An 11,997-nucleotide genomic window follows, 5' to 3' on the forward strand; every position below is an offset into this window, starting at 1 on the left:
TGCCGGCAAGCTCAGACGCTGAGATGGTCGCCGCGGTCGAACAGTGCGGCCATGTCAGGCTTGGACAGGAACACCCAGGCATAGGCGGTCAGGGCCATGCCCAGCGGGCCGGCCAGCACCGCCAGCCAGGCCGCGCGCTGGCACCAGGCCAGCCCGGTGCGACGCGACAGCAGGCGCGCGGTGTGCAGCTGCACGAAGCCAAGCGCGGCAGCCAGCAGCGAAATGACGCCGTACACCGTGGCCAGCACCGCGCCATCGTCCAGCCCGCGCGAGCTGGCGACCAGACCGATGAAACCGAGGAAGGCCAACGCGGCCACCCAGTGGAAAACCGCCAGCGCGTAGAACAGCACCTTCAGTGTCTGCAGGTGGCTGGCCAGCTGCAGGTGCGCAAGGGTCTGCTGCGGCAGTGGTGGAGGTGCGCCCGGGCTCGTCATGCCGCCGTGCCCGCAGTGTCGAACGCGGCCTTGACCTGCGGGCGCAGCAGCGTGATCAGGCTGAACACGCCCAGCACGGTGCCGATTGGCGTGAACAGGCAGGCCAGGCCAGCCATGATCAGGCACAGCAGGTAGCGGCGGCGGCGCGCCAGGCAGCGGCCGGCATAGGCGACGAACGCGCCCAGGGTGACGCCACCGAATACGGCGACGCAACCGATGAGGGTGAACATCCAGCCGAACAGGCGCTGTTCGGCCGGCGACGAGGGCTGGTCGCCGGAGTTCAGCGGCAGATTGCCGGTGAGGGCGGTGATGCCCAGCACGATGTGGATGATGAAGATCATCGAGAAGAGCGCGATCAGGCCACCGACCACGTAGTGCGCGATGGACAGCATGCGCAGATGGTCAGCATCCTGGCTGCTGAACGCCGGTACCGCCGTCGTTGGCGGTGGCACGGGGGCGGGGGGCAGGGGGGGCATTGCGTCCATGCGGGCTCCTCGGGGCCGGGCTCAGCCGATGTGGACGCGCTCGGCGCCTTCAGCGGTGACCACCTGGCCGATGGTCCAGTGATCCAGGCCCTGCGCCTTGACTGCCTCGGACACGGCGGTGACCTGGTCCGCTGCGACGATCAGCACGAAGCCGATGCCGCAGTTGAAGGTGCGCCACATCTCGCTGTCGGCCACGGCGCCTTCCTTCTGCAGCCACTGGAACACCGGCGGCAGGGTCCAGGCCGAGGCCTGGATGTCCAGGCCGAGGCCGTCGGGCACCACGCGGATGATGTTCTCGGTCAGGCCGCCACCGGTGATGTGGGCCATGCCGTGGATGGCTTCGCCGTGCGACTTCAGCAGCGACAGGATCGGCTTCACGTACAGGCGGGTCGGCGCCATCAGCGCGTCGACCAGCTTCACGCCGCCTTCCAGCTCCAGGTCGGCCGGGCGGCCGGCACGGTCGTAGATGCGGCGCACCAGCGAGTAGCCATTGGAATGCGGGCCGGACGAGGCGATGCCGATCAGCACGTCGCCGGCGGCCACGCTGGCGCCGTCCTTCAGCTCGCTCTTCTCGACCGCAGCGACCGTGAAGCCGGCCAGGTCGTACTCGCCCGGGGCGTACATGTCGGGCATTTCAGCGGTTTCGCCGCCGATCAGGGCGCAGCCGGCCTCGGTGCAGCCGTTGGCGATGCCGCCCACGACCGCGGCGGCGGTGTCGATGTCCAGCTTGCCGGTAGCGAAGTAGTCCAGGAAGAACAGCGGCTCGGCGCCCTGCACCAGCACGTCGTTCACGCACATCGCGACCAGGTCGATGCCGATCGTATCGTGGCGGTTCAGCTGGTGGGCCAGCTTCAGCTTGGTGCCCACGCCATCGGTACCCGACACCAGCACCGGCTCGCGGTACTTGTTGGACAGGTCGAACAGGGCGCCGAAGCCACCCAGGCCGCCCATCACTTCCGGGCGGAAGCTGCGCTTGACCAAGGGCTTGATCCGCTCGACCAGCGCGTTGCCGGCGTCGATGTCGACACCCGCGTCACGGTAGGTGAGGGGGGAGGGGGCGGAAGACGGGGTGTTGGTCACGGGCGTCGGCGCTGGCAGGGGTTGAATGAGCGATTTTAACAGGCCGCATTGGCGCAAAGGCCGTATTCGGGCAACAATTCCCCCGGATTCGTCGAGCCAATGGATGTCCTGATGCGCCGCAGCCTGATTCTGACCCTGCTCCTTGCACTGAGCCTGCCGGTGGCCACGATGGCCCAGAGCGGCCTGCGCACCGAGGGAGATGTCGCCACCGCCTCCGGTGCCTATGAGGCCGAAGTGCCCGTCAACAGCCAGGCCGAAGCCGATCGCAACGGTGCCCTGGCCCGTGCCCTGAGCGTGGTGCTGGGCAAGCTGTCCGGCGACCGCAACGTGATGTCACGCCCCGGCGTGGTGCAGGCACTGCGCAATGCCAAGGATTACGTGGCCAGCTACGACTACAAGCAGGACCAGAGCGTGGGCGCCAGCGGCGCACCGAGCTTCCGCACCCTGCTGGTGGCCCGCTTCCGCGAGGATGACGTCGATTCGCTGGTCTCGGCACTGGGCCTGCCGCTGTGGCCGCAGCCGCGGCCGAAGCCGGTGCTGTGGCTGGCCGTCGACGACGGCAGTGGCCCGCGCCTGGTCAGCGTGCAGCAGGCCAACGCCGCCCGCCCGCTGCTGAACCGCGCCATCGAGCGGGGCTACAAGCTGGGCCTGCCCAGTGGCGGTGCTGCCGAACAGGCCCTGGCCGGCGCTATCTGGCGCCAGGACAGTGCCGCCGTGGCCCGTGCCTCCTCCCGCTACGCGCCGCCGATGCAGCTGATCGGCAAGCTGTACCGCGCCAACGGTGGCTGGCAGGCGGATTGGGTGTTCGTCGACAACGGCCGCGAACTGAACAAGTGGACCAGCAAGGACGCCAACGCCATGCGCGCGATGGCCGCCGGTGCCGACGGCGCCGCCGATGCGCTGGTCAAGCGCTATGCCAAGGCCGGCGTGGCCGTCGGCCAGGCGGGCACCTACCGCCTGGTGGTGACCGGCATCAACAGCGCCGATGACTACCTGCGCCTGGCCGCTGGCCTGCGCGAGGTGCCGGTGGTGCGCAATGTCACCCCGCTGCACGCCTCGGCTGGCCAGCTGGAGCTGAGCGTGGAGATGACCACCGGCCTGGCCGGCTTCAACCGCATGCTCGGCGACAACGGCGTGCTGGTGCCAAGCGCGCCGCTGCCGGCCCTGCCCACGCCCATCGACGACGCCACGGGTACCCCGGTGGCCGCCCCGGTCAGCAACGAGTACCGCCTGCGATGACTCTCACTCCGGAAGCGGAAATCGCGCAGTTCCTGCGCCGCCTGAAGTACATCCTGTTCGCCGGCCTGATCGGCTGGGTGGTGTGGCTGCTGGCGCCGATCCTGACCCCGTTCGTGCTGGCGCTGGCGCTGGCGTGGCTGGGTGACCCGCTGGTGGACCGCATCGAGGCCACCGGCCGCTCGCGCATGACCGGCGTGGTGCTGGTATTCGCAGCGATGGTGCTGGTGATCGTGGCACTGCTGCTGGTGCTGGTGCCGATGATCGAGCGCCAGATCACCACGCTGATCGCGGTCGCGCCGCAGGCGCAGGCGTGGCTGATGCAGACCGGCATTCCCTGGTTCGAGCAGAAGACCGGCCTGGAAGTGATGCAGTGGCTGGACCCGGACCGCCTGATCGAATGGGTGCGCAGCCATTGGCAGCAGGCCGGCGGCTTCGCCACCACGTTCATGGGCTACGTCTCGCGCTCGGGCTTTGCGATGGTGACCTGGGTGGTCAACATCCTGCTGCTGCCGATCCTGGCGTTCTACTTCCTGCGCGACTGGGACAAGCTGGTCGAGCGGGTGGCCTCGGTGATCCCGCGCAACCAGATCGGCACCATCAGTGCGCTGGCACGCGAGTCCAACGAAGTGCTGGGGGCGTTCATCCGCGGCCAGTTCCTGGTGATGCTGGCGCTGGGCGTGATCTATGCCGGCGGCCTGTCGCTGGTCGGCCTCAAGCTGGGCCTGCTGATCGGCCTGATTGCCGGCCTGATCAGCTTCATCCCTTACCTGGGCGCGACCACCGGCATCCTGATGGCCATCGTGGCCGCGCTGGTGCAGGCGCAGGGCTTCGACCTGAAGTTGCTGCTGCTGGTCGGCGTGGTGTTCACCGTGGGCCAGCTGCTGGAAAGCTACGTGCTGACCCCGCGCATCGTCGGCGACAAGATCGGCCTGCACCCGGTGGCGGTGATCTTCGCGGTGATGGCCGGCGGCCAGCTGTTCGGCTTCCTCGGCATGCTGCTGGCGCTGCCGGTGGCGGCGGTGACCAACGTGCTGCTGCGCTATGCCCACCAGCGCTACCGTCAGAGCGAGCTGTACGTGGGCGAGAAGCCGGCGATCGTGCTTGATGGCGTGGTCGACGCCCCCCATATCATCGTTCCGGACGACAAGGGCCCCGACCTGAAGTGATGGGTGTGCCGCAATTGCCGCTGGCCCTGCATTACCCGCGGGACCAGCGCCTGGAGACCTTCATCGGCGCGCCGGATGGCGCGCTGGCGCAGCTGCGCGCGATCGCGGTCGGCGCCAGCCACGATTGGGTCTACCTGGAAGGTGCGGCGGGCACGGGCAAGACCCACCAGGCGCTGGCGATGTGCTCCAGTGCCGAGCAGGCCGGGCGGCTGCCGACCTACGTGCCGCTGGCCAGCGCCGCCGGCCGTGTCCGAGCGGCGCTTGATGGGCTGGAGGCGCGCGAACTGGTGGCGCTTGACGGCCTGGACGAGGTTGCCGGCAACCGCGAGGACGAGGTCGCGCTGTTCGATTTCCACAACCGTGCGCGCGCTGCGGGCGTGACCGTGCTGTACACGGCGCAGAAGGCGCCGGGTGAACTGGGCCTGGTGCTGCCGGACCTGTGCTCGCGGCTGGGCCAGTGCGTCCGCGTGCTGCTGCAGCCGCTGGATGAGGAAGGGCGCGCAGCGGTGCTGCGCGAACGCGCGCTGCGTCGCGGCCTGGCCATCGACGAGGCGGCCATCGAGTGGCTGCTGTCGCACACCGGTCGTGAACTGGGTGGGTTGATCACCCTGCTTGACTGGCTGGACCGCGAATCGCTGGCGGCGAAGCGGCGGATCACCGTGCCGTTCCTGCGCCAGGTACTGGAAGAAGGCCGGCCTCGTTACTGAGTGTGGGGTTTGTTTGCAGGGCTGCGCCCTGCACCCGCCGAGGCCGAAGCAACGTCAACGTCAAAAGCGGGCTATCCGTGGGATGGCGGGGTGGGTCCGGTTGCGGGGGCCGCTGCAAGTACGTCCATGTAAGCTCGGTCGCCGCATCCATGCGGCTCATGCCCCCGCAACCGGACCCACCCCGCCTTCGACAGGTTCCCGCGGCTGTTGGTGGGTGTCGACCTTGGTCGACACCAGAGCAAGCGAAGCGAAGCGACCCGCTTTTGCTTCTCTTTTTTCTTTTTCGTGGCTGGACGCCCACTGAAACTGTCAGAGGTCGGGCGGGTGGGCCATGCAGGGGCGTTGGCGCCATGGATGGCGCCATCGAGCTTACAGGGGTGAAGGCGCTTTGCTTGCGAAGCACTGCTTCGCAAGCGCCTGAACGCACAGCCGCCAGCGGCTGGGCCGGGCCCCGGAGGGGGACTTGCAGCGTCCCCTGCATGGCCCACCCGTCCGACCAAGCACGCGATGTGCTCTGCGCGACCAGCCACGAGGGGCTCAGCCGTTCGCTGCCAACTCCGCATCCAGCGCGCGCAGGCGATCCACCGTCCCGACGTCGGTCCAGCGCCCGTGATGGTGCTGCCCGGTCATCAATCCCTGCGCCATGAAGTGCTTCTGCAGCGGCACCACCGAGAACTTCGGCGGCAGCCGCTCGCTGCCCGGCGCATCGCCGATCACCGTGCGCCAGTCGGCCACGATCGAAGGACGGTACACGCCGATGCCGGCATAGGTCAGGCACGGCCCCGTGCGGTCGTGATGCAGCAGGCCCTGTGCGTCCAGCCGGTAGTCACCGTCCGGGTGTTGAGCCGGATTGTCGACCAGCACCAGGTGTGCCTGGCCCTGCGGCTCGCGCGGCAGCGTGGCGAAATCGAAATCGGTCCAGATGTCGCCGTTCACCACCAGGAACGGAGCGTCGCCCAGCACCGGCAATGCGTTGAGGATGCCGCCGCCGGTTTCCAGCGGGGTCTGCCCTTCGTACAGGAAATGCAGATGCAGGCCCCATTGGCTGCCATCGCCCAGCATCGCCGGGAACTGTTCGGCCAGCCACGCGGTGTTGACCACTACCTCGCGCACGCCCAGCGCCGCGAGGCGTTCCAGGTGCCAGACGATCAGGGGCTTGCCGGCCACTTCCAGCAGTGGTTTGGGCGTGTGCAGGGTCAGCGGGCGCATGCGCTCGCCCAGGCCGGCGGCAAAGACCAGTGCTTTCATCGGGCCACGCGCATCGGTGCGGCCAGCTCGGCCAGCGCTGGCTTGATGCGCTCTTCCAGCAACTGCTGCAGCGGCGCCAGTTCGCGGTAGCGCGGCAGCACTTCATCCAGGTAGGTGATGAAGCGTGGCGCGTCGTCCAGGTAGTGGCCCTTGTTGTCGCGGTACCGCAGGCGGCAGAACAGGCCGAGGATCTTCACGTGGCGCTGGATGCCCATCCAGTCGGCATCGCGCAGGAAGGTGCCGCGGTCGGGTACCGGCAGGCCGGCGCTGCGTGCGCGCTCGTGGTACTGCGCCAGCCACTCATCCACGCGCTGCAGCGGCCAGCTCAGGAACGCGTCCTTGAACAGGCTCACTGCGTCGTAGGCGATCGGGCCGCGCACCAGGTCCTGGAAATCCAGCACTGCAGGGCCGTCGTCAACCGGCATCAGGTTGCGCGGCATGTAGTCGCGATGGGTCATCAGCTGGGCCTGGCCCAGCGCGTTGTCCATCAGCCGGCGGTGCACAAGCTGCAGGCCTTCAATCTCGCCACAGTCCAACTCCAGGTTCAGGTGGCGCTGCAGGAACCATTCGTCGAACAGGCCGGCATCGCGCTGCAGCAGCGCTTCGCCGAACTGGCCGAAGTCGGCCGGCACCGGGATCGCCTGCAGGCGCAGCAGCTGTTCGATCGAGCGGCCGAACCATTCATCGGCGTTGCGCTCGTCGAGGATCTTCGCCAGGGTCGGGCCGCCGAGATCCTCCAGCAGCAGGAAGCCGGCTTCCAGGTCCTGGGCGAGCAGCGCGGGCACGCGCAGGCCGTGGTCGTGCAGCAGGCCGCGCATGCGCAGCCACGGCCGCGGATCTTCCAGCCCCGGCGGAGCGTCCATCACGATGTGGCTGCCGCGCGTGCTGGTGGTGCGCCAATAGCTGCGCATGCCGGCATCGACCGAGGCGCGTTCGACCACCGCGTCGGCATCGTCGAGCTGGGTACGGGCCCACTGCAGGCGCTGCGCGCTGCGCTGGGGATCAGAGGCGGGTTCGGTCATGCAGGCATATCCGGGCGCGCTGGGCGCACCAACGTCGGCAACAGGAAGGAAGGGGGAGCGGCGTCAGCGGCGACCGCTGAACAGGCGCAGGACGGCAAGAACGGCCACCGCGCCCACCACCGCACCGAGGAAACCGGCCGGTTCGCCGGGGGCGTACCAGCCCATGTACTGGCCGAACCAGCCGGCCAGCAGGGCACCAAGAATGCCCAGCACGATGGTCAGCAGGCAGCCCATGCGGTTGTTGCCGGGCATGAAGAAACGCCCGAGCAGGCCGACAAAGAAGCCGACCAGCAGGATGTACAGCCAGCTGCTGCTGCCGAACAGACCATTCATGCGCGCGGATTCCGCTTGAGTGTGGACGCAGCCTAGCAAGGCCAGGCTGCGTCCGTCACGGGTGCCGGATCAGCAGCAGCCGTGGTCGCCGTGGCGGGTGCCGCTGTCGGCAGCCACCGGCGAACCGCTGGTCTCGCCGCGCAGGCTGGCGGCGTAGTGCTCGCTGATCACCTTGGACACGCAGGCGGTGACCTTCTTGCCCATCGGGATGTGCAGGAACTCGTTCGGGCCATGCGCATTGGAGTGCGGGCCGAGCACGCCGGTGATCATGAACTGCGCACCCGGGAACTTCTCACCCAGCATGCCCATGAACGGGATCGAGCCACCTTCGCCCATGTACATCGCCGGCTTGCCGAAGAAGGCTTGGCTGGCGTCGTCGATGGCCTGGGTCAGCCACGGCGCCATCGCCGGGGCGTTCCAGCCGGTGGAGGCCTTTTCCAGGTCCAGGGTGACCTGCGCGCCGTTCGGCGGATCGCGCAGCAGCGCTTCCTTCAGCAGTTCACCGCAGGTCTTGCCGTCGGCGGTCGGCGGCAGGCGCAGCGACAGCTTCACCGAGGTCTGCGGGCGCAGCACATTGCCGGCAGATTCCAGCGCCGGCATGCCACCCACGCCGGTGACCGACAGTGCCGGACGCCAGGTGCGGTTGAGCACCAGCTCGGTCAGGTCCTCGTTCATCGGACGCAGGCCGTCGACCATCGGGAACTTCTCGAAGATCTCGGTATCGACCACTTCGGCGGCACGCTTGGCCTGTTCCTGGCGCTCGGCCGGGATCTCAACGTTCATGCCGTCGATCAGGATGCGGCCGGTGTCCTGGTCCTCGATGCGCGACAGCAGCTGGCGCAGCAGGCGGAAGCTGGACGGCACCACGCCGGACGCATCGCCGGAGTGCACGCCTTCGTTGAGCACCTTCACGGTGAAGTTGCCGCCGGTCAGGCCGCGCAGCGAGGTGGTGCACCACAGTTGGTCGTAGTTGGCGCAGCCCGAATCCAGGCAGACCACCAGCGACGGCTTGCCGATGCGGTCGGCCAGGTGGTCGACGTAGGCCGGCAGGTCATAGCTGCCGGACTCTTCACAGGCTTCGATCAGCACCACGCAGCGGGCGTGCGGCAGGCCCTGGGCCTGCAGTGCCAGCACCGCGGCCAGCGAGCCGAAGATGGCGTAGCCGTCGTCCGCACCGCCGCGGCCATACAGCTTGTCGCCGCGCAGGACCGGCGTCCACGGGCCGAGGTCGTCGTCCCAGCCGGTCATTTCCGGCTGCTTGTCCAAGTGGCCGTAGAGCAGGATGGTGTCGTCGCCGGTTTCGGCGCCGGTGGCCGGAATTTCCAGGAAGATCAGCGGGGTACGGCCTTCCAGGCGCACCACTTCAACCTTCAGGCCGGGCAGCTGCTGGGCCTTGGCCCAGTTCTCCATCAGGGTGACCGCCTGTTCCATGTAGCCGTTCTGCACCCAATTGGCGTCGAACATCGGCGACTTGTTGGGAATGCGGATGTAGTCGACCAACTGCGGGACGATTTCGCTGTCCCACTTGTCATTGACGAATTGGCCGAGCTTGGCGCTGTCCATCTGAAACTCCGGTTGCATGGGCTGATCCGCGCATTCTACGCCTGTGCTGAGGGTAGGGTTTTTCCTACATCACGTCGGGTATTTGGCTGGCTTACGGAAATCCGGGAAACCGATAGGCTGTGCACATGTGGTGACGGACACTGTTCCTACCGACGGGATTGCCGGTCGGGACGGCCAGAATCACAGGGAGATACACGTCGTGCCTTGGTTTGTCGTGTTGAGGGCACTGGTGCTGGTAGTGGGGATCGCTGGGGCGCATGCCGCTGAACCGATCGACATCAACCGCGCCGATGCCCAGGCGCTGCAGCAGGGATTGACGATGGTCGGAGCCGCCAAGGCCGAGGCGATCGTCGAGCACCGGCGCAGACACGGCCCGTTTCATCGCGTCGAGGACCTGACGCAGGTGAAGGGGATAGGGAAAGCGATCGTCGAACGGAATCGACAGCGGATCACCGTAGGCAACAGGTTGTTGCCGGCGGATCCGGTACCCGGATCGGTACCGGTGAGGACCGTACCCAGGCGCTGACAGCAGGAATCGTCGGAACCGGCAGGAGGCTGGTTCACCGGGCACGGACAGGAAGGCCGTGACCACCGACCGCCGCAGGACGCGGCACCAATCACCAGGATGGTGGCATCACAGACCTGTGGAAGGGGCTGAGATACAGACAGGACAGACGCGGCCGCGTGCAGGATGCAACGCTACCCCCACAGCGCAGGATGCGAGGGGGCGGCAGCAGGCCGACAAGGATGTAACGATTGCCCGGTACGACACATGGCTGTGTCGCCGGGCAGTTTCATTTCCGGCGCCCGGTTTTGCCGCGGCCACCACGGGCCAATGGTGTACGGTGGCCGCTCCGCATGGAAAGGACACCGCTGGATGCTTCCGCACCGCCCCACGACCCTGATGCTCGCGCTGGCACTGGCCCTGCCGCTGCTGGCCCACGCCGCTGCACCGGCTGCGGCTGCCAAGCCGACGGCCGCTGCCGCCAGTACCGCCGAGGTACGCGGGCCGACCGACCTGAAGCCGGGCGAGTACCTGTGGCATCCGGAAATCTCGCCGAGCGGACCGATCGTGCTGGTGGTCAGCCTCGATGAGCAGCGCGCCTACGTCTACCGCAATGGCATTGCCATCGGCCTGACCACGATCAGCTCGGGCAAGGCAGGACACGAGACACCGACCGGTGTGTTCACCATCCTGCAGAAGGACAAGGACCACAAGTCCAACCTCTACAACAGCGCGCCGATGCCCTACATGCAGCGGCTGACCTGGGACGGCATCGCCCTGCATGGCGGCAGCCTGCCCGGGCACCCGGCCTCGCATGGCTGCGTGCGCCTGCCGCAGGCCTTCGCGCAGAAGCTGTTCAGTGAAACCCAGCGCGGCGACACGGTGGTGGTGGCCGACGCCAAGAGCTCGCCGATGACCCTGGCCTATCCGTCGGTGCTGGCACCAGTCAACGCACGCGGCCAGGCCCTGCCGGAGACCGAGGGCGGGGCGCCGGCGCAGGCCTGGTGGAACGACAGCCTGGCCCCGGCCGGGCAGGTCGGCATCCTGGTCAGCCTGCATGACCAGCGCCTGTATGTGTTGCGCGATGGCGTGATGATCGGCGAGTCGCCGCTGAAGGCCGACGCCCTGCCGGCATTCCAGGGCACCACGCTGTTCGTGATGGGGCAGGGCTACAGCGATACGCCCAGCCCGCTGGATGTGAGCCAGCGCCTGCACCAGTGGACGGCCTATCCGCTGCTGGGCCAGGACCGTGCCCAGGCCACTCCGGACCTGCTGGCCACGCCCTCGTTGCCGATGGCGCTGCCGGCCGATTTTGCCCGCCAGCTGTACCAGGTGCTGGTGCCGGGCACGACCCTGCTGGTCACCTCGCTGCCGGCGGTCCGCCCAAGCCCGGCTGAATCCGGAATGCAGCCGGTCTTGGAATCCGAGCCGCCAGGGTCCACCCTCAAGGACAACTGAGTCCCCTCGTTGTGCCCATGACTGCATCCCGCCTGTGCCGGCTGGCCGCGTTCGGCCTGTTGGCGACCTCGGCCAGCGCCCCGGCGCTGGCACAGACGCCAGCCCTCGCCACCAGTGCCGATGATCTGGCTGCCTTGCTGTCGCGCAGTGCGCCCAAGGCCGACCGCCACGTGTTGCAGCTGGCGGCGCACGCCATGCGCTGTGCGCTGCAGCGGCCGGAGCTGGGCATCAACGGTGATCGCCTGAGCGTGATCGACTATTCGCGGCCGTCCACCGAGCCGCGCCTGTGGGTATTCGACCTGGCCCACCAGCGCCTGCTGTTCGAGGAATGGGTGGCGCATGGCCGCAACAGTGGCGAGAACCGCACCGAGCACTTCTCCAACCGCGATGGCAGCTTCATGTCCAGCCTCGGCGCGTTCACCGCGCAGGAGACCTACATGGGCGGCAACGGATATTCGCTGCGCCTGGCCGGCCTGGAGCCGGGCTTCAACGATCGCGCGCGCGAACGCGCGATCGTCATCCATGGTGCGCCCTACGTGAACCCGGCCACCGCACAGCTGCAGGGGCGGCTGGGTCGCAGCCTGGGCTGCCCGGCGGTGCGGCTGTCGGTAGCCAAGCCGCTGATCGACGCCTTGCGCGGCGGCACGATGGTGTTTGCCTACTACCCCGACCAGGATTGGCTGAAGCACTCGCAGCTGCTGGGTGGCGAGTGCGGTGGCCGGGGCACGCTTGCCACGCGGTGATGCACGACGGCGCG

General features: G+C 68.1%; 13 protein-coding genes. 6 read left to right on the forward strand and 7 right to left on the reverse strand.

What is annotated here, in order from left to right:
- Window positions 1-11 precede the first annotated feature (11 nt).
- From CCR98_RS05205 to purM, 3 genes are read right to left on the reverse strand one after another with little or no spacing between them, the layout of a single operon-like run.
- On the reverse strand, window positions 12-434 hold the full coding sequence (locus tag CCR98_RS05205) for a hypothetical protein (RefSeq protein WP_087921762.1): 423 nt from the start codon (window positions 432-434) through the stop codon (window positions 12-14).
- Complete coding sequence (locus tag CCR98_RS05210) at window positions 431-919, reverse strand: hypothetical protein (protein ID WP_087921763.1); 489 nt, start codon at window positions 917-919, stop codon at window positions 431-433. The genes CCR98_RS05205 and CCR98_RS05210 overlap by 4 nt, the downstream gene beginning before the upstream one ends.
- 21 nt (window positions 920-940) lie before the next feature.
- Window positions 941-1,999, reverse strand: coding sequence for a phosphoribosylformylglycinamidine cyclo-ligase (gene purM / locus CCR98_RS05215; RefSeq protein WP_087921764.1), 1,059 nt, complete (start codon window positions 1,997-1,999; stop codon window positions 941-943).
- Between the two features lie 99 nt (window positions 2,000-2,098).
- On the opposite strand from purM, the gene CCR98_RS05220 reads away from it, so the two are divergent.
- From CCR98_RS05220 to hda, 3 genes are read left to right on the forward strand one after another with little or no spacing between them, the layout of a single operon-like run.
- Window positions 2,099-3,238, forward strand: a complete 1,140-nt coding sequence (locus CCR98_RS05220; protein ID WP_087921765.1) for a DUF2066 domain-containing protein — start codon at window positions 2,099-2,101, stop codon at window positions 3,236-3,238.
- On the forward strand, window positions 3,235-4,404 hold the full coding sequence (locus CCR98_RS05225) for an AI-2E family transporter (protein WP_087921766.1): 1,170 nt from the start codon (window positions 3,235-3,237) through the stop codon (window positions 4,402-4,404). The genes CCR98_RS05220 and CCR98_RS05225 overlap by 4 nt, the downstream gene beginning before the upstream one ends.
- Window positions 4,404-5,111, forward strand: coding sequence for a DnaA regulatory inactivator Hda (gene hda, locus CCR98_RS05230; protein ID WP_087921767.1), 708 nt, complete (start codon window positions 4,404-4,406; stop codon window positions 5,109-5,111). Before CCR98_RS05225 ends, hda begins: the two co-directional genes overlap by 1 nt.
- Window positions 5,112-5,648: 537 nt before the next feature.
- On the opposite strand, the gene murU is transcribed toward hda, so the two are convergent.
- The 4 genes from murU to CCR98_RS05250 form a co-directional block, all read right to left on the reverse strand.
- On the reverse strand, window positions 5,649-6,359 hold the full coding sequence (gene murU, locus CCR98_RS05235; RefSeq protein ID WP_087921768.1) for an N-acetylmuramate alpha-1-phosphate uridylyltransferase MurU: 711 nt from the start codon (window positions 6,357-6,359) through the stop codon (window positions 5,649-5,651).
- The gene (locus CCR98_RS05240; protein ID WP_087921769.1) at window positions 6,356-7,381 is read right to left on the reverse strand and encodes a phosphotransferase; all 1,026 of its coding nucleotides are present in this window, start codon (window positions 7,379-7,381) and stop codon (window positions 6,356-6,358) included. The genes murU and CCR98_RS05240 overlap by 4 nt, the downstream gene beginning before the upstream one ends.
- A 63-nt stretch (window positions 7,382-7,444) precedes the next feature.
- Complete coding sequence (locus tag CCR98_RS05245) at window positions 7,445-7,714, reverse strand: GlsB/YeaQ/YmgE family stress response membrane protein (protein ID WP_005415577.1); 270 nt, start codon at window positions 7,712-7,714, stop codon at window positions 7,445-7,447.
- Between the two features lie 69 nt (window positions 7,715-7,783).
- Window positions 7,784-9,277, reverse strand: a complete 1,494-nt coding sequence (locus tag CCR98_RS05250) for a M20 family metallopeptidase (RefSeq protein WP_010483606.1) — start codon at window positions 9,275-9,277, stop codon at window positions 7,784-7,786.
- A 199-nt stretch (window positions 9,278-9,476) separates the two neighbouring features.
- Here CCR98_RS05250 and CCR98_RS05255 point away from each other — a divergent pair, with 199 nt between their 5' ends.
- The 3 genes from CCR98_RS05255 to CCR98_RS05265 all read left to right on the forward strand — a co-directional run bounded on the left by CCR98_RS05255 (window position 9,477) and on the right by CCR98_RS05265 (window position 11,983).
- Window positions 9,477-9,803: a helix-hairpin-helix domain-containing protein gene (locus CCR98_RS05255; RefSeq protein ID WP_014036262.1), complete on the forward strand. Its 327-nt coding sequence runs from the start codon at window positions 9,477-9,479 to the stop codon at window positions 9,801-9,803.
- A 351-nt stretch (window positions 9,804-10,154) separates the two neighbouring features.
- The gene (locus CCR98_RS05260; protein ID WP_087921770.1) at window positions 10,155-11,240 is read left to right on the forward strand and encodes a L,D-transpeptidase; all 1,086 of its coding nucleotides are present in this window, start codon (window positions 10,155-10,157) and stop codon (window positions 11,238-11,240) included.
- A 17-nt stretch (window positions 11,241-11,257) separates the two neighbouring features.
- A complete protein-coding gene (locus CCR98_RS05265; protein ID WP_087921771.1) occupies window positions 11,258-11,983 on the forward strand; it encodes a murein L,D-transpeptidase catalytic domain family protein in 726 nt (241 codons plus the stop codon).
- The last annotated feature ends 14 nt before the right edge of the window (window positions 11,984-11,997 follow it).

The sequence above is a fragment of the Stenotrophomonas sp. WZN-1 genome (assembly GCF_002192255.1).
In the GTDB taxonomy this organism is placed as follows: domain Bacteria; phylum Pseudomonadota; class Gammaproteobacteria; order Xanthomonadales; family Xanthomonadaceae; genus Stenotrophomonas.